General features: G+C 41.7%; 22 protein-coding genes and 1 pseudogene. All 23 read right to left on the minus strand.

The window, feature by feature from the left end; translation table 11 throughout:
* Nucleotides 1–20: 20 nt before the first annotated feature.
* The gene (locus tag ABXS75_13535) at nucleotides 21–503 is read right to left on the minus strand and encodes a GNAT family N-acetyltransferase (GenBank protein ID XCP84087.1); all 483 of its coding nucleotides are present in this window, start codon (nucleotides 501–503) and stop codon (nucleotides 21–23) included.
* 46 nt (nucleotides 504–549) lie between these two features.
* The gene (locus ABXS75_13540; protein ID XCP84088.1) at nucleotides 550–1,158 is read right to left on the minus strand and encodes a GNAT family N-acetyltransferase; all 609 of its coding nucleotides are present in this window, start codon (nucleotides 1,156–1,158) and stop codon (nucleotides 550–552) included.
* Nucleotides 1,159–1,249: 91 nt separating this feature from the next.
* Nucleotides 1,250–2,170, minus strand: a complete 921-nt coding sequence (locus ABXS75_13545) for a YafY family protein (protein ID XCP84089.1) — start codon at nucleotides 2,168–2,170, stop codon at nucleotides 1,250–1,252.
* 62 nt (nucleotides 2,171–2,232) lie between these two features.
* Nucleotides 2,233–2,847 carry a Type 1 glutamine amidotransferase-like domain-containing protein gene (locus ABXS75_13550; GenBank protein XCP84090.1) on the minus strand — a complete coding sequence of 205 codons (615 nt, stop codon included), beginning with the start codon at nucleotides 2,845–2,847 and terminating at the stop codon, nucleotides 2,233–2,235.
* The gene (locus ABXS75_13555; GenBank protein ID XCP84091.1) at nucleotides 2,810–3,097 is read right to left on the minus strand and encodes a hypothetical protein; all 288 of its coding nucleotides are present in this window, start codon (nucleotides 3,095–3,097) and stop codon (nucleotides 2,810–2,812) included. The genes ABXS75_13550 and ABXS75_13555 overlap by 38 nt, the downstream gene beginning before the upstream one ends.
* A gap of 24 nt (nucleotides 3,098–3,121) precedes the next feature.
* Nucleotides 3,122–3,709 (minus strand): hypothetical protein, encoded by a 588-nt coding sequence (locus tag ABXS75_13560; protein XCP84092.1) that lies wholly within the window; start codon nucleotides 3,707–3,709, stop codon nucleotides 3,122–3,124.
* A 123-nt stretch (nucleotides 3,710–3,832) separates the two neighbouring features.
* On the minus strand, nucleotides 3,833–4,300 hold the full coding sequence (locus ABXS75_13565) for a GNAT family N-acetyltransferase (GenBank protein ID XCP84093.1): 468 nt from the start codon (nucleotides 4,298–4,300) through the stop codon (nucleotides 3,833–3,835).
* A gap of 46 nt (nucleotides 4,301–4,346) precedes the next feature.
* Nucleotides 4,347–5,132: a PHP domain-containing protein gene (locus tag ABXS75_13570; protein ID XCP84094.1), complete on the minus strand. Its 786-nt coding sequence runs from the start codon at nucleotides 5,130–5,132 to the stop codon at nucleotides 4,347–4,349.
* A 135-nt stretch (nucleotides 5,133–5,267) separates the two neighbouring features.
* Nucleotides 5,268–5,729 (minus strand): AAA family ATPase, encoded by a 462-nt coding sequence (locus tag ABXS75_13575; GenBank protein ID XCP84095.1) that lies wholly within the window; start codon nucleotides 5,727–5,729, stop codon nucleotides 5,268–5,270.
* A gap of 17 nt (nucleotides 5,730–5,746) precedes the next feature.
* Entirely contained in the window at nucleotides 5,747–6,520 is a 774-nt protein-coding gene (locus ABXS75_13580) for a DeoR/GlpR family DNA-binding transcription regulator (protein XCP84096.1), read from the minus strand.
* A gap of 249 nt (nucleotides 6,521–6,769) precedes the next feature.
* Nucleotides 6,770–7,189: a hypothetical protein gene (locus ABXS75_13585; protein ID XCP84097.1), complete on the minus strand. Its 420-nt coding sequence runs from the start codon at nucleotides 7,187–7,189 to the stop codon at nucleotides 6,770–6,772.
* A 125-nt stretch (nucleotides 7,190–7,314) separates the two neighbouring features.
* On the minus strand, nucleotides 7,315–7,794 hold the full coding sequence (locus ABXS75_13590) for a flavodoxin (GenBank protein XCP84098.1): 480 nt from the start codon (nucleotides 7,792–7,794) through the stop codon (nucleotides 7,315–7,317).
* 212 nt (nucleotides 7,795–8,006) lie between these two features.
* The gene (locus tag ABXS75_13595; protein ID XCP87155.1) at nucleotides 8,007–8,204 is read right to left on the minus strand and encodes a DUF6050 family protein; all 198 of its coding nucleotides are present in this window, start codon (nucleotides 8,202–8,204) and stop codon (nucleotides 8,007–8,009) included.
* Nucleotides 8,135–8,323, minus strand: a complete 189-nt coding sequence (locus tag ABXS75_13600) for a hypothetical protein (protein ID XCP87214.1) — start codon at nucleotides 8,321–8,323, stop codon at nucleotides 8,135–8,137. Before ABXS75_13600 ends, ABXS75_13595 begins: the two co-directional genes overlap by 70 nt.
* Before the next feature lie 294 nt (nucleotides 8,324–8,617).
* Nucleotides 8,618–8,755, minus strand: a pseudogene (locus ABXS75_13605) (ABC transporter ATP-binding protein).
* Nucleotides 8,756–8,828: 73 nt separating this feature from the next.
* Nucleotides 8,829–9,734 (minus strand): HAMP domain-containing sensor histidine kinase, encoded by a 906-nt coding sequence (locus ABXS75_13610; GenBank protein ID XCP84099.1) that lies wholly within the window; start codon nucleotides 9,732–9,734, stop codon nucleotides 8,829–8,831.
* 1 nt (nucleotide 9,735) lies between these two features.
* A complete protein-coding gene (locus ABXS75_13615; GenBank protein ID XCP84100.1) occupies nucleotides 9,736–10,437 on the minus strand; it encodes a response regulator transcription factor in 702 nt (233 codons plus the stop codon).
* A gap of 72 nt (nucleotides 10,438–10,509) precedes the next feature.
* Nucleotides 10,510–11,130 carry a metallophosphoesterase gene (locus tag ABXS75_13620; GenBank protein XCP84101.1) on the minus strand — a complete coding sequence of 207 codons (621 nt, stop codon included), beginning with the start codon at nucleotides 11,128–11,130 and terminating at the stop codon, nucleotides 10,510–10,512.
* Between the two features lie 5 nt (nucleotides 11,131–11,135).
* The gene (locus tag ABXS75_13625; GenBank protein XCP84102.1) at nucleotides 11,136–13,046 is read right to left on the minus strand and encodes a BMP family ABC transporter substrate-binding protein; all 1,911 of its coding nucleotides are present in this window, start codon (nucleotides 13,044–13,046) and stop codon (nucleotides 11,136–11,138) included.
* A gap of 372 nt (nucleotides 13,047–13,418) precedes the next feature.
* The gene (rplT, locus tag ABXS75_13630) at nucleotides 13,419–13,775 is read right to left on the minus strand and encodes a 50S ribosomal protein L20 (GenBank protein ID XCP84103.1); all 357 of its coding nucleotides are present in this window, start codon (nucleotides 13,773–13,775) and stop codon (nucleotides 13,419–13,421) included.
* A gap of 32 nt (nucleotides 13,776–13,807) precedes the next feature.
* Nucleotides 13,808–14,005, minus strand: a complete 198-nt coding sequence (gene rpmI, locus ABXS75_13635; protein XCP84104.1) for a 50S ribosomal protein L35 — start codon at nucleotides 14,003–14,005, stop codon at nucleotides 13,808–13,810.
* A 35-nt stretch (nucleotides 14,006–14,040) separates the two neighbouring features.
* The gene (infC, locus tag ABXS75_13640) at nucleotides 14,041–14,535 is read right to left on the minus strand and encodes a translation initiation factor IF-3 (GenBank protein ID XCP84105.1); all 495 of its coding nucleotides are present in this window, start codon (nucleotides 14,533–14,535) and stop codon (nucleotides 14,041–14,043) included.
* Between the two features lie 365 nt (nucleotides 14,536–14,900).
* Complete coding sequence (locus tag ABXS75_13645) at nucleotides 14,901–15,767, minus strand: DegV family protein (GenBank protein XCP84106.1); 867 nt, start codon at nucleotides 15,765–15,767, stop codon at nucleotides 14,901–14,903.
* Between the last annotated feature and the right edge of the window lie 73 nt (nucleotides 15,768–15,840).

Consider the following 15,840-nt stretch of genomic DNA (forward strand, 5'->3'; position numbering starts at 1 on the left):
TATACAAAAATTGTTGAATTTTATTTCATCGCTTTCTGCATTTTATATTGACCCTCCAGCCTATTTTTAGGATTATCAATTTTAATAATATGAAAACCGCACTTATTGACATAGAAATTATGATTTCTGCTTGAAAAAATAGGCGTTTCAGTATTCCAAGTCTTTGTATCAGGATATAATTTTTCAATCATATTCCACACTTTTGTGCCTAATCCTTGATTTTCATAAACCGGATCAATAAAGATATTCCCTAAGAAATTGTTATTATCTTGATTTATCCAAAGAATCACCCCGCCAATTAACTGTTCATTCAAGAAAATGCAATATGAAGAAGCATTTTTATGCAATCCCCATTTTCTCAAAAAATTACCATTATCATATCCATCAGGTCCACCTTTTTCCTCATCAAGATGTATTTTTGTATCTTCATCAAAAGCCCGCTCCATTATTTTTGTTAATTCGTTTATATGCAATTCCTCTAGTCTAATGAGTTCCGGTTCCATATCCATCTTCCTTTCTGTTCGGTCAATTATCCGGATTAGTAGTTTCCTATTTCTTATTGAGAACCCAATAGTATTTATACTGACTGCCATCATGTCCGGTCAGAGCCTGATCTGATTCTTCAAACCCCAGTACCGCCAATGCCTGAATACGTTCTTTTGCGGTTGGAACTGCTTTCGTTGCCAGCATCCGGCAGGAAAACATGTCAAACGCCGGAGTGCCTATCTGTTGTAAAATTTCCTTTATCACATCTGCTTTTTCATAATCACTTCGCAGATCCAGACGCAGCAGCCCGCAGTCTGTGAAATAATCCTCAGCATCCCTGTGGAATAATTCAACCGTTCCTATGACTTCTTCCTCTTTATGGCTGAAAATACTCCATCTCACAAACCCTCTTCTTTCATACTCCCAAAGCCAGTAGCTGACTGCCTCCCTCATCCTTTCCAGGGATGTATAATGGAAGTCATCCCCACCGCAATTATCACTGTTGAAAAAAGGAACCGCCTTCCCGTCCGAATAAACCTTCAGCAAATCCTCCGCATCACTTTCTGCGACCAGACGTAAGCAGTAATTTCCATCGTCAAAAACCGGACAATCCTGATACACATCCTCAAAAGTTCCCTGATCTCCAGGCAACGCTTTTACAAATTCACTCATCTTATGATCCTCTCTTTTTTACCTTCCGCCATACGCGCAGAATACTCCATGTGCCATAGAACATCTCCATCATACCATACTTCTGCGACAGCTATATGTCGTAATTAGATAAAAATTTTTGAGCAGTCTCGATCAGTTCATTTCGGCAGGCTTCCGGAGAAATGACTTCCACACGGTTTCCCATACTCAAAAGCAGGGCTTTCCACGAGCGTTCTCCAGGCGGAACCTGAATCCATATTCTTGATTTTTCCTCCGACCGTTCTTCTATTTGGCTGTCCGGAAAGTACTCTTCCATCAAGCACGTATCTTTCTTATCAAACGCTACCTCCAGTGTAATACAAGTTTCACCATATGCCCTGTCTGACTGCTCCATAAGCTCCTTTACCGCCGGATGCTTTCTGTCAGACTTTCCCGATGTAATTTGAGGCTTGCGGATTCGTGCAACTTTAAAGGTACGATACGCCTCCTGTGGAACAGACCATGCAAATAAATACCAGGAATACCATTTATACTGGATAGCAAGAGGTTCAACCAACCGCTGTGTTTCTTTTCCCTGCGCATCCCTGTAGAAAAATTCAACCAGTGCCTTTGTCTCAATTGCCCGTTTCAGCATCTGATTCACCTTTTGCACCTGTTGATTCTCCCTGGCGATTCCAAAATCAAAAAAGATACTCTGCTCCTGATCCCTGTCCAGAAGTACATGATACTTTTCAATTAAACCTGCCAGCGTTTCATTTGCATATGAGGTTGCCAGGCTTTCCAGTGCCTGCTGAATCAACTGCTGTTCTTCCTGATGGATATTACAGTTTCTAACCTTATATGACGGCAAAATGGAATATCCCCCGCTCTTTCCCTGGTTAGAATATACAGGAATCCCTGCTTCTGCAATGCTGACCATATCTCTCTGTATAGTTCGGACAGAAACATGGAACCGTTCCCCCAGATCTCTGGCGGAAACATTCTCATGATTCAAAAGATAAATAACAATTTCCAACAGTCTGTCTATTTTCATTTGAACAGCCCTCCCTAATGATACCGATTCGCAGTTTTTGTTTTAGCCCAATCAACTGGAAGTTAGTAAACAACTTCTTGATGTTCTCCGTGAATGAATACAACTTGACCATCGGCCAATTCAATCACCCCATTCTTAGGCACTTCTCCACAAGAATTTCCCTTTTCAGCGTGTGGAATCAATGGATTTGTTAAATACCCTAGTCCATCAGCAAAATTTCCAGCAGCGACCATGCTGCCCGCGCTGATTCCGAGATATACCAAGCCGCACTCTACCGCCTGCTTAAGCGGCTCCGAAAACCCGGTTCTATTTATTTCTTGCAAAAGTGCTGCGGCATTTCCTCCACAAAAAACAATGATATCATACTGGACAAGTTCCTCCGCGCTCATCAAACGAATCTGTGCGGGTATGTTGTTAACATAGCTTGAATATGTCCTTTCATATCCGTCGGAAAGCAGAAGCGCCAAATCATACAGAAGGATATTATTGAGTGGAATTCCCATGCTCATAAGTCGTTCCATGCATATAATAATTCCTTCCCTTGCACCATCATTTTCCACTGCGGCAGATGGTACAAAAATCACTTTTGTGTTTTTGGGTTCTTTATCGATACACTCCCAAAGTAATTTCGCGGTCTTATTATTTAAGCCACTGGAGCTCAAAAAAAGGTTTCTCATTTCTTTTCTCCCTCTTCTTTTTTCTTATCATATCAGTAAATATGACTGCTGTCTTTCTTTCATCTGGCGAATGGACTCTCATATCAGGAGAATGCACGGCGCCCTTCCGAATTTCTTCATCAGTTAGGTCTTTCCCGCCTCCCATTCCTCCAAAAGCCTCATTGCAAACCGCTTTATGTTTCCTGATGTAAGGAGTTTCTCTATTTCTTTTATGTCCATTTCTATTTCCTTCCTGTGCATCAAATTCCAAATTTTACTTTTCTACTGCAAATATTTACCTTAAGTCATTTGCAAAAACCCATGAATAGAACAATTTTTTTGGTGGTTTTATATATTCATAGTCAAGCTGGATTGGTGTAGTCTCAACAATATTTATGGCTTGTTCAAGTACTTCGCTGATTGATTTACCAGCAACATCAATTTCTACTTCATTGATAAGAGGGCTTCGCTTAATATTTTTTTCGTTCATTTTTTTCTGCAGTTCAAAATCTATAAGACCATTATTAGGGCGATTTCTCATTTGCTCTTGAATTTGATGCAAATCACTGCATATAAGCTTTATCGTTACAAAGTCTGTTCCTTTAAATACAACAGGAATATCCGCTGTTCTCAAATCGTCGATGTCAGAAGCAATAATATTTTTATAGCCTAGCCTATGAAAGCAAAACAACATCGCCACCTGATTTTCCCAACAGGTAAGTTCTTCAAGTTCCCCGGTCATTGGCTCAGAACCATCCCGTGATATAAATTCGGGTATCATATGCTGTTCTATACAAGTGGTTTTATAATGCCTAAGCAATCCGTCAGCTAACGTAGTTTTTCCTATTCCGCTTGCTCCAGTGATAAAAATAAAATCTTTCATTCCCAAGTCTCCATAAAATCAAAGTTATCCTTACAATTTCCGAATCACGTTAAATCCAGCTTCTATTAAATCATCTTTTGAAAGTTCCATTTCCAGCTTTCATAGACCTCCAAAAGCTGAAATTTACCGATACTTTTCCAATCTCAATAAACCTTCTTTGTCAGGTACTCGAATGTGGTTTTTATAATCATATCCCATCTTTCTATAAAAAGGCGTTCCCGTAATAGATGCCGGAATCTCGATTCTTTTTGATCTCAAAAAATATTCATCCCGTTCAAGTGTTTCAATAATTTTTCTTCCAATTCCTTTTCCTTGATATTCAGGCAAAACAAAAATGGTGAACAGGCTGCTTTCATCTTCCTTGTCCCAGTAGGGTCCGATTGCCCCGCAACCAACGATTTTATGTTGGTCGCACACGACATAAAAATGTGTCCACTTTGCACGCTCCAATATATTATGAGGCTGTAAAATCTTCACTTCATTTTCAATGTATTCGAAGGAATAATCTTTTATATTCGTTGTCCTAAGAGTTGTTACAATTAATGCAGAAACTTCGTCTGCATCCGTATCTTGAAATTTCCGTATGTTCACAAGTATACCCCCCTAAATTCCAGCTTGTATTGCTAACTTTTTACTACTAATCAGCAAGTAACTCTTCCATTTCACGTATTAGCCTGCCAACATTTTGCGGAACATGTGCGTCCGAAGCTGTTAATATCCGTACATAATTCTTTTGCATAGCTTTTAACATTTCTTTGTTCATCCCCAACCTGGAATCACAATAATTGATTGCCAGACCACTGCTTTCCTCAATGTACATATGATTTTCTTTTAATGCAGCTGCAAGTTCATTATATTCTACGTCATAGTTATTAACTGGATATGCGCCAAAACACTGCAAAGAATTCGGATGTGCCAACCCGGTGAACAGCTTACTTTTCACTAATGTACGCATTAAATTATAATAACGCTGATATAATGAATTCAAATCATAATCTTCTTTCTTCCATGGTTGCTTCATATGGCTGAATGCCCATCCATCAATAAAATGAATCGAACCAACAAGGAAATCAAAAGGATACGTTCCCTTAATTCTTTTTATATCCTCTTCATGCCCTGGAGAATAACAAACCTCTAATCCAAATTTTATCCTGATTGGAAACTGCTCTTTCTTCATATTTTCTATGAAATCCGTATATTCTTTCAATGGTCGTGCTGCTTCAAGTTTTTTTCTATACCATTGATTTTGATATGCATTGTAATGTGACATTTCATCATACAGACTCTGACATTCTTTAAAAATATGAGTGTGTTCCAGAAAATATATTTCATCAATATCCCTCACTAAAGCATATCGTATAAATTCCTGTATCCACTCAACACAATATTTCCCTTTTTCTAAATGAACATGAGCATCAACCATGCATGATTTCCTCCCTGCAATCCACGATTTGCTGCAACAACTTTTCTTTATCAATCCGGGTAAAATCCGTTGTATCCAAAATAATGTGTGGGCCATTTGCTACAAAACTGTCCATACCCCTATTAACAATTCCATTTACAAAGCTTTCATACGGAATCGATGCCACAAAATTATTTTGTATTTTTCAGGATAGCAATCATTTACAATATGCCCCCGATGCCTGTCCGGACTATCATTTCTTTTTAAAAAGCGTTGATATATTTTCTCATAATCTCCTGTTAAAGTAACAGTAATCGCTTTATATGAATATTTTTCAAGAATTGCAACTAATCCCTCTTTTGATACATTTTCAAAATTGTTTTCTAAAATAAAGGATTGTCCCCTTTTCATGAGCTGTTCAGCCATATAATACATGATATTCATGCCCGCAATACCTAACATAACCTTTTCTTCTCTTGAACGAAATCCAATCGTATCATACAGCAATTCTTTAATTTTATCTTTTGAAATAACTGGTAAGCCTAAATACTCTGCTAAAACTTCCGCCATTGTACTCTTTCCCGCAGCCGGAATTCCTGTAACCAATATACAATACATATGCAGGATCTCCTATTCTATAAATTTACCACTTGGACTTTTATACCAATATCCTCTGCTTGTACCAAAAAATCTTCTGACACCCTTTCATCTGTTATTAACAAATCATAATCCTCTATTTTGCACACAGAATGAATGGAATTCCACCCTATTTTTTTAGAAGGATATAGCCCAATATTCATTTTACTATTTTCCATAACAGCTTTTCCAAAGTCAACTCCGGAACTACTGTGTATAGAAGCTCCAAACTCTATTGAAAGAGCCGAGTGGGACAAAAACGATTTATCAATCTGAATATTCTTTACCATTTGGATTGTATAAAAATCGTGGCAATGGCCACGGTGAGACATTTCCCCTCCCAGGAGGATAACTGAAATACTTTCCTTTTTTCTCAGGTTATCTGCAATCGTAACCGAATTTGTCAAAACTGTTATCTCTAATTCATCCGGCAGATTTAAAGCCATATAATATCCAACAGAGGAAGTGGTAATATATATTACATCATGTTCTTTAATATATTTTATTGCACACTTTGCTACTGCCATATAATCTTCTCTAATCTCTGGCAGATCTTTCGGATTATACATTTTTTCCGGATAGACTCTTTTTGGATCTATCGTAATAGCTCCTCCATGTGTTCTCTGTAACACCCCTTTTTTCTCTAACAACCTCAAATCTCTTCTGGCACAATCTGCTGATATATGATATAGCTCCTGAATTTCGGACACCATAATTCTTCCAGTCTCATTGACTCTCTTTACAATATCCTTTTGCCTTTCTTCCATAAACATAATTCTTTCTACCACCGCTCATTTATGCTTATTTACATTTGTTTATTCTTGTTTATGTTTTATTATACACAATTTCTTTGAGTATGCAATACCCTTTTTCAATATTTTCAAGCCGACAACTCAGCGATTGCCCTCCTAGCAGCTACCTGGCTTTCTTTCCTAATTACTTTTTCTAAAGCACTATCCATACCATATCTTCATGAAAAAGCACCCGCCAGTCATCATCAACACTGACAGATGCTCTCACCCTTAATACACCTCATCAAAATACCCAATGAATACGGTCATCCGCAACAGCCGGTCCTTAATCGAAAACGTCACATTCTCCGCCCGTTCTGCAATTTCTTTTAGCAGCGTCAGTGCCTCCCTGTCACAGAACTCAAAATGCGACTGATACAGGTCTATGGTAGCCTGCCATTTCTGGTAATCCACCTCGCCCCGCACCTTTCCGCCAAACTGCCGCACATAGGCATCACATTCTCCAAGCAGGTACTCATAATCCGCTTTCTCCTTTGGGACCACACTCTTTGGGATTTTATCCATTTCTTCTTTGTACGCCTGGAAGAACCCAATATCCTTCAATGCGTCTAAAAAGTCCTGACTCTTTGCCTTCTCACTTCTCTTCCGGAATTCCTCGCCGTAATCTTTCTCGTACACTTCATTTTCCATGCTTCGCGCCCTTTCCTGTAGAACAATTTACCACTACGGGTAGGATGTTACCATAGATTTCTTATTATTTGTTGTCCTGAAAGATAACTTTATGGGTCTATATTGATAAGTTTGTTTATCTGATCTTAGATACCAAATTCCTCTGCCCAAGCCTTGAGTTCTTCCGCACTGGCATCCGCAGGGAACCGCTTTCCTTCTTTCAGCTCTGCTCCCGGACAGGAACCCGCCAGTTCCTTATTTGTGTTCCCCATGCCACTGCTGCCGGAAGTAGCCAAGAGAATGATCATCTTTCCAGTCAGGTCATACTGCTCCATAAACGAGTTTACGATGGTCGGGGCGACATACCACCAAATAGGGAAGGCTGTGAAAATCACCTGGTACTGCTCCATGTTCTCCACTTTGTTTGCCACCGCCGGCCGGAAAGATTTGTCATTCATTTCCACACTGCTGCGGCTCTTTTTATCCATCCAGTTTAAGTCTGCTTCTGTATAAGGAACCTCCGGCTGAATCTCATGCAAATCTGCTCCGATTGCCTTTGCAAGCCGTTCTGCCAGTTTCGCAGTTACCCCACTGGCGCTGAAATATACCACTAATACCTTGCTCATAATTAATACCCCACCTTTCCTGAACATCATTTTTTTATCGCTGTGTTTTATCATAGAATATCATAAATTTTCAGAAAATTCACCCTTTCGTTTTTTGAGTAGGGTAATCGTTAAATTTGCACCCTCCAGGCATCAGAGGGTGCATTGTATCAATTTATGGTACGCAAGCCAGTGAGAGGGTGCGCCAATGAATATTTCATTTAACTCTCTACTTATTTTAACAAGCTCACAAAATACTTTACTAAAACATACACAGCACGAAGTATGTACCATACGACTACTACCTCACCGATCAGGCAGCCTACTATTATATTCATTGCCCAGACACCAACAGTTCCGCCTATATCGAAATTCTTAGGTAATAACCAGATGCACATTCTATGAATACCAAAAGGCATACCAACCACCATCCATATCTTCCACAACTCGGTCTGTTCCAAAGATACACAGAATGATATGCAACCCACGCCCATACCGCCAGAAGCAGCATCGGTAATATTGTTTTCTTCATAAGCTCCTTACCCATCATTCAATCTCCTCCCCTTTTCCTTCTTATCATTGAGTATCAATTCCTTCAGATACTTTCCTTTATCTGGCTGCTGTTCAAACCACTCTCTAGCCTCAGTATCCGCTAAACTAAATTGCAATGTAAACTTTCTAACTTTGTGTCTATAAGCCCTTCTTTTCTTTTTTTCAATCTCTCAGCTTCTGTTAATGTAACTTTCCTCATTATACCGCACCCCTTCCAAGTTTTAAAGTCAGTCCATCACTGACAGGATCTCCTTTCCAACTACTTAAAACCATGTTCTTTTTCGGTCAAAAAACCGGAGCCGGACGTCCCGACGATCGCAATAAACTCCCCCTCTTTTACCTGAATGCTGATATCCTTCAGGGCTTTCACCTGATTTTCTTTTGCGCCGTATATTTTCTCCACATGGCGTAATTCCAGTATATTACTCACTCATTACCACTCCCTTACTGTTGATACCAACAGTATATCCAGCGAATCTTGCATTTTCTTTACAGCGCAGCAATCAGTTCTTACAGTTTTGTAAGAACACGGAAAAACAGCTTCCTTCCCCATAGACAGACCTCACGGTCATATATCCCTTTTCCTTCTCCAGAATCAGGTTGGACAGATAAAGCCCGATGCCGGAGCCTTCTATATGCCCCACCTCCGGGCTTCTGTAGAATCTTTGAAAGATCCGGTTCGTCTCTTCCTCATGAATACCGCACCCATTATCTATGATCTGAATCTCCGTATATATTTCATAGGGGCATATCTTCATTTGTATCGTTCCGCCCCGCTTTGTGTACTTGACCGCATTTTCCAGAAGATTTACCAGTACCTCCGCCGTCCATTTCCGGTTGTGATACAAAGGCCTGTCTTCCCCTTCCTCCAAAACAAACGTGATTTCTTTCTTTTCGATTTTATCATATACGGTATCGATCGCATCTAAAATCGTTCTTTTGATCAGGAGGTCCTCCGCCTCAAACTCAATCACGCCCTGTTCCAGCTTTACCATCTTGGCAAGAGAGCCTATGATCCAGTCCAGTTTTTCGATCTGTCTCCTGATTTTTTCCGTAGCCTCAGCCTTTTGGGCTTCGTCCAGTTCCCGGCTGCTCAAAATATCTGTATAGACAGACAGGTTAGCCAGCGGTGTTTTGAGTTGATGAGTCATATTGGAAACAAGGCTTTTTACCTGCTCCTTCTCTTCTCTTGCGTTTTCAATCTGCTTTCCCAGAATCTCCTGAATTCGATGAACCTTATTTACCAGAGCAGAAAGTTCCCCTTCCCGGACATCAGAATACTCGATTTTTTCCTGGCTCAATACGCAATCCAATAAATGGTCTATAGTACGGTACGTCTTTCTTCTGTCATAAATACTATAACCAATGGCCAGCCCTAATAGTGCCAGAAGTACCAAATTCACTGCCATCTTACTCTTCCTTCCAAATATATCCGATTCCATGAACGGTCTTAATATACCTGGGATCAGACGCGTCATGCTCTATCTTCGCCCTTAATCTGCTGATGTTGACCGCGACCGTATTGCTATCCACATATTTTCCGTCGCTGTCCCAGATATGTTCTAGAATCTGTTCCTTGGATAACACATGGTTTTTATTCTCAATCAGGTAAAGAAGCATCCGGTACTCCAGCTTACTAAGTAAAATCTCATCAGTGTTCTTATATACCTTACAGGTGTCCTGATATATAGACACATTTCCGGAAATTAATCTTGCCATCTTAGCCCTGTCCCCAGACTCAAGACATGACTGGAAATGCAAAGTCCGCTTGACTCTCGCTTTTAGCACGCCCAGCGAAAATGGTTTTGACAGATAATCATTCGCCCCTAAGTCCAATGCCTTGATCTCGTCCATTTCCGTATCACGGGCGGTCAGCATAATGATGGGAACGGTACTGAACCCACGCACCTTGCGGCATAGCTCAAATCCGTTCCCGTCCGGCAGGTTGCAGTCCAGAAGAACTATATCGTATATACCCTTTTGAATCTCCAGAAGGCCTTCTCTTTTGGTTCCGGTATCGAATACCTCGTACCCATCACCGGCAAATGAAAAGTGCAGGCCTTCCCGCAAATCTGCGTCATCCTCAATAATCAGCATCTTTTTTTCTGCCATATGCTCAATTACTCCTTTTATACTCTTTTAAATCCACAGACGCATCTTCCTTAGCAATTCCTGCCACGCTTCCTACCAGATATGCTCCTTGATATTCTCATCCTCATATTCAAAAATACAACGTTCAAACCCATTGATAATATGGGTATCCTGATATTTGTCATAACGCTTATGCTTCCTTCCATAGGACATATGGACATGTCCGTGCAGGAAAAATCTTGGGTGATATTTTTCCATCAATTCCACGAATACCTGGAATCCCTGATGCGGAAGGTCTCTGCCGTCATTAATCTGATATGCCGGTGCATGTGTCACCAAAATATCAAATCCACGTCTTCTTAGCAGTTGGAACCAGAGCTTATGCACGCGTCGGCGCATCCCCCATTCCGTGTACTGATATGGTCCCTCGCGATAACGCATGGAGCCGCCCAAACCTAATATCCGAATCCCTTCGTGCACATAAATCTTATCATCAATGCAGATACACCCTTCCGGCGGCGTCTGCTGATATTTTGCGTCGTGGTTTCCATGTACATAGAGTACTGGAACAGATGCAAACGTCGCCAGAAATGACAGGTAATTCGGATCCAGATCTCCACAGGAAATAATAAGATCCACTCCTTCTATCTTACTTTTTTCAAAATAATCCCATAGATATGCCGATTCTTCATCGGCAATCACAAGTATTTTCATAACAATTACTGGCCTTTCTTCTCAATACCCTGCTGTGAGACGACCGCTTTCGCCTGTTCCTGCAGTTCTTCCTTCTTTGGTATTGACCCGATTATATTTTCAGCCAGCCAATCCATAGTCACGATTTCCTCCGGACTTAGCTCCCGATTCGGATCATCCTGCACCACGCCATTTTGTGAATATAGGATTCCTGAAAACGGATTAAATTCTCCGATACTGATCGTCTTTTTCAGCAGATCCACCAAACGCTTGGTACCGATCGGCAGGTTCTGAGAACAGATGACATCTACCACATCGGAGGACATTCCCCACCAGTAATTAATCGCCTTTTTGGATGAAGATTTGTCGTCATATTTCCAGGTTCCGTCCATGATCGTGCGGATCAATCGTTCATAAAATCTACCCCAATGGCAGACCGGCATGGCGAGATTGCACGGAATATCGCCATTCAAATGGTAGATTCCGAAATATCTGGAGCCTTCCTCCGGAATCACCATATCCTTTCCTGAGATGCAGGAAGCCCCTGTCCTGCGGATATTTTCCCAGATATCCTGATCCTTTTTACTGCTCCAGTCCAGATACACCTCCGCCCGCGGATTCACCATCTTAGCTCCCAGCGCAAATGCGTTAATGTTCGCTATGGTTCCGTAGATTGGATAGTCCGCCTGATAGAACAGACGGTTATTCTCTGCCATCGCCCCGGCAATGGCCCCCATCAGGAATTTGGCTTCATGGAGTCTTGCATAATAGGTACGGATATAACGGTGAGACGTATTGACTGAACAGTTGAGTATCCGCACCTCCGGGTTGGCGATTGCCGCCTTCACGCTCGCCTGTACAAAAGCCGGTGATGTAGTGAAAACCAAATTGCAGCCCTCCGCAATCGCCTGAGCAATGCGCTCGTCCACATTATCCAGCGTAGTCTCGTTGTAGCATACTGTGCTGACTTCCTCCGGGAAGGTCTGATCAAGCTGCATCCTTCCCAATTCATGCCCATAAGTCCAGGCAGAGGATCCCGGCGTCTTCTCGTAAATGAAGGCAATTTTAAGTTTCGGTGAACTAAGTGGCAGCAATCGACTGAGAAGCGGCTTCTTCTCGCTGACGGGATCCATCTTAAGGTCCACCTCATCCTCTTCCTCCAAAAGTTTGAACTCTTCCCAGCTCTTTGCAATCAGTTCTTTCAGCTCGCTGGTCGTCTTCTCACCGATTACATCATAGCCATACAACGTAATAAATGCCAAAAATGCGTCTCCGATCGTAATTGACAGCTTTTCTCCGCCCTTTGCCTTATACTCTGCCGCAAACCGGGAATAAAGAGAGCTGAAATCCAGCTGTTCATCATGGCTCCATACCTCTTTTTCGCCTTTTCCCACTGCCTCCTGAAGCTTTGCAAAGCTCCCTTCATGTGTAAACCAGATATAATTCACTTTCGACAGTTCATAGAAATCCAGGAATTCAAAATAAATTTTATTTTCCTTTTCTTCTGTGCGCCTCGGAATAATTCTCGTCACAATTCCCGGAATAGATACCACCCCAAAATACTTCATGACGCTTACTCTTTTATTGCCTTCCTCCACATAGAACTTATTCATATACTCGTATGCTTTGATCGGCTCACGAATTCCTTCATTTATATGGCTGGTACTTAAATTGGCCCATTTGCTTGCAAATTCTGTATTATCGCGGAGAATCGGCATAAAATTCCCGGCAAATGCATTGCTCCTTCCGGCATGGCGCGTTCCCACAATCTGATCTGCCGGAATCTGTACCAGTCCGAGCGGCACCTCGGAATAGCTTCCCCTGGACGGGAGAATGTCGTCCAACACCTCCAGCGTTGGCTTCACACCGCTGAGCATTCTTGCCTGATAATCTTTTTTTCCTGATTTATATGCTTTTGAATAATCTTCCATTGTCATTGGATTTTCCACCTTTCCGGTCCATAACCCCTGTTCATTACCATACTTCGTAATTTATTTTTTATTCTTTCCTATAGAAATATATCATTTTTTTCCATCTGTCAAACGTTTTTTAACAAATTGAATTCATATCATCATAATTCCATGTTATCCACAAAAAATTCATTTCTTTCTACCAGAACTTCGGCATATTTTTCTGCTGTTTTCTATTTTGCTGTCCACTCCAGCCACCTGCGCTCTGGATAAATAGCACATACCGAGATGAACGTCCACTGGACGTTCACTTAGGTATGCTTGGCAACGAAAAAACCCTGCAGACTTCCTCCGCAGGGCTTCCCTCTTCTCTCTCAAGCTATAGCTTACCGTCTCACCTTATGCAAGTGCTTTCTTAGCAACTTCTGCAACTGCTGTAAATCCAGCAGCATCATTGACTGCCATCTCTGCCAGCATCTTTCTGTTCATATCAACACCGGCAACTTTCAGTCCATGCATCAGCTTGCTGTAAGATAAGCCATTCATTCTTGCAGCAGCGTTGATACGTGCGATCCAGAGCTGACGCATCTGACGCTTTCTCTGCTTTCTTCCTGCATATGCGGAAGTAAGTGCTCTCATAACAGACTGTTTTGCAATTCTGTACTGTTTGGAGCGTGCTCCTCTGTATCCTTTAGCCAGTTTTAATGTTCTATTATGTTTCTTTTTAGCGTTCATGCCGCCTTTTACTCTTGCCATTACTTAATCCTCCTTCTATCCTGAAACATATCTTAAAGATATGGTAATACCTTCTTCATGTTCTTTACGTTTGTTGCATCTGTAATAACAGACTGTCTGAGATTTCTTTTTCTCTTGGTAGATTTCTTAGTTAAGATATGGCTCTTGTAAGCTTTGTTTCTTTTCAGCTTTCCTGTTGCAGTTTTTTTGAAGCGTTTTGCAGCCGCTCTATTTGTTTTAATTTTTGGCATGGTATATTTCCTCCTTCATAATAAATTGTTTATTTTTAACGTTTTTCAGTTAAAACCATACTCAGGCTTCTGCCTTCCAGCTTAGCCGGTTTTTCCACTACAGCAACATCTTTGAGCATATCTGCAAAATCGTCCAGAATGTGCTTGCTCTGCTGCATATGGGCCATCTCTCTTCCTCTGAACCGCAGGGATACCTTTACTTTATTACCCTTGGTAAGGAATTTCCTTGCATTATTCATCTTCGTGTTCAGATCATTCGTATCGATATTCGGTGAAAGACGCACTTCCTTAATCTCGACAGTCCTTTGTTTCTTCTTAGCTTCCTTTTCTTTCCTTGTCTGCTCGTATCTGAATTTCCCGTAATCAATAATCTTACATACGGGCGGCTTCGCTGTCGGAGCAATCTTGACCAAATCAAGTTCCGCCTCCTGCGCCAGTTTCATTGCCTCTCGCGCGGACATAATTCCTAACTGTTCCCCACTCTCACTAACCACGCGTACTTCCTTGTCGCGGATTTGTTCGTTGATCATTAAATCGCTAATTGTAGTGCACCTCCATCATAAAAAAATAGTGAATAGCTGCAAGACTATCCACTCCTCATTGCACAAAACACCCAAATATGGTATTCTGTTTTCAATATCAAACCGTTAGTCGCCCGATTGCGCTAAGGTGAGAGTGGATACTCTTCTTTGTTTATCGCTTTACGCAAATTCTAATTTAACACAGTTTTGACACATTGTCAACCTGTTTTTTCCTGGTTTTTACCGCAAATTGTCCGAACCAAATTGTTTGAAAAAATCATTACCGCCCAAAAAGAGAGGGCTGCACCTCTTTCATCTCCTTCCATTTTAATGTGAGTATATCTTGTGAAAGAAATACAGTCCTGTCAAATTCTTTATCTCTTCTCCCCCATACAGAACACAGCCACAACTCCCGGCCCCGTATGGCTTCCGATCACCGTTCCGATACAATGAATCAGGATATTGTGAATCCCCATCTTCTCCCGGACCAGTTCGGCCACATATTCGGCATCTTCCTCACAGTCGCCGTGCGTGATCATCACGATATCATTGTCCCAGCCTCTCGACTGTTCGACCGCCATATCCACAATATGGTTCAGGGATTTCTTCCTTCCCCGTTCTTTCCCAATCACCTTCAACTCTCCGTTATCGTCCATATGAATGATTGGCTTGATCTTCACCATAGTTCCCAGAACCGCACTGGCTTTGGACACTCTTCCGCCTCTATGGAGGTGATACAGGTCATCTATGGTAACATTATGACAGATATGGAGTTTATTCTCCTCCACCCACTTCGCGACTTCCTCAATCGTCTTTCCTGCCCGCTTCAGCTGTACCGCTTTATATACCAAAAGGCCTTCTCCCAAGCACGCGCAAAGGGAATCTATCGCGATCACCCTGCGCCCGGGGTATTCCTCCGAAAGTTCTTCTGCCGCAATCCGTACACTGTTATAAGTTCCACTGAGTCCCGAAGAAAACACGATATACAGCACATCTTTCCCGTCCTCAAGATACGGCCGTATCGCCTCCCTCGCCTGCTCCGGCGTGATCTGTGAGGTGGTCGGCATGGCCCCTGCCCGAATCCTCTCAAAAAACTCATGACCGGAAAGTCCGTTCATATCCTCATAAGTCACTCCATCCAAAATATACGTCAAAGGAATATAGGGAACCTCAAGTTCCCCGACCAGATACTCCTTTGGCAGGTCCACTGTGCTGTCCGTCATGATTACATATTCACTCATATGCCACTACCTCCTTATTCGCTGTCGCCTCATGAATTTCTTATTACTCTCCTGACATTCCCATAAATTCTAT

This window comes from Roseburia hominis (assembly GCA_040702975.1).
In the GTDB taxonomy this organism is placed as follows: Bacteria; Bacillota; Clostridia; order Lachnospirales; family Lachnospiraceae; genus Allocoprococcus; species Allocoprococcus hominis_A.

Bases quoted from the DNA above. Each gene is read 5' to 3' on its own strand.
- ABXS75_13575 (XCP84095.1), bottom strand. From the start codon at position 5,729: ATGTATTGTATATTGGTTACAGGAATTCCGGCTGCGGGAAAGAGTACA.
- ABXS75_13610 (XCP84099.1), bottom strand. From the start codon at position 9,734: ATGGCAGTGAATTTGGTACTTCTGGCACTATTAGGGCTGGCCATTGGT.
- ABXS75_13545 (XCP84089.1), bottom strand. From the start codon at position 2,170: ATGAAAATAGACAGACTGTTGGAAATTGTTATTTATCTTTTGAATCAT.
- ABXS75_13550 (XCP84090.1), bottom strand. From the start codon at position 2,847: ATGAGAAACCTTTTTTTGAGCTCCAGTGGCTTAAATAATAAGACCGCG.
- ABXS75_13620 (XCP84101.1), bottom strand. From the start codon at position 11,130: ATGAAAATACTTGTGATTGCCGATGAAGAATCGGCATATCTATGGGAT.
- ABXS75_13625 (XCP84102.1), bottom strand. From the start codon at position 13,046: ATGACAATGGAAGATTATTCAAAAGCATATAAATCAGGAAAAAAAGAT.
- rplT (XCP84103.1), bottom strand. From the start codon at position 13,775: ATGGCAAGAGTAAAAGGCGGCATGAACGCTAAAAAGAAACATAATAGA.
- ABXS75_13645 (XCP84106.1), bottom strand. From the start codon at position 15,767: ATGAGTGAATATGTAATCATGACGGACAGCACAGTGGACCTGCCAAAG.
- ABXS75_13615 (XCP84100.1), bottom strand. From the start codon at position 10,437: ATGGCAGAAAAAAAGATGCTGATTATTGAGGATGACGCAGATTTGCGG.
- ABXS75_13585 (XCP84097.1), bottom strand. From the start codon at position 7,189: ATGGAAAATGAAGTGTACGAGAAAGATTACGGCGAGGAATTCCGGAAG.
- ABXS75_13590 (XCP84098.1), bottom strand. From the start codon at position 7,794: ATGAGCAAGGTATTAGTGGTATATTTCAGCGCCAGTGGGGTAACTGCG.
- infC (XCP84105.1), bottom strand. From the start codon at position 14,535: ATGATCAACGAACAAATCCGCGACAAGGAAGTACGCGTGGTTAGTGAG.
- ABXS75_13580 (XCP84096.1), bottom strand. From the start codon at position 6,520: ATGTTTATGGAAGAAAGGCAAAAGGATATTGTAAAGAGAGTCAATGAG.
- rpmI (XCP84104.1), bottom strand. From the start codon at position 14,005: ATGCCAAAAATTAAAACAAATAGAGCGGCTGCAAAACGCTTCAAAAAA.
- ABXS75_13570 (XCP84094.1), bottom strand. From the start codon at position 5,132: ATGGTTGATGCTCATGTTCATTTAGAAAAAGGGAAATATTGTGTTGAG.
- ABXS75_13595 (XCP87155.1), bottom strand. From the start codon at position 8,204: ATGGTGGTTGGTATGCCTTTTGGTATTCATAGAATGTGCATCTGGTTA.
- ABXS75_13600 (XCP87214.1), bottom strand. From the start codon at position 8,323: ATGATGGGTAAGGAGCTTATGAAGAAAACAATATTACCGATGCTGCTT.
- ABXS75_13560 (XCP84092.1), bottom strand. From the start codon at position 3,709: ATGAAAGATTTTATTTTTATCACTGGAGCAAGCGGAATAGGAAAAACT.
- ABXS75_13540 (XCP84088.1), bottom strand. From the start codon at position 1,158: ATGAGTGAATTTGTAAAAGCGTTGCCTGGAGATCAGGGAACTTTTGAG.
- ABXS75_13535 (XCP84087.1), bottom strand. From the start codon at position 503: ATGGAACCGGAACTCATTAGACTAGAGGAATTGCATATAAACGAATTA.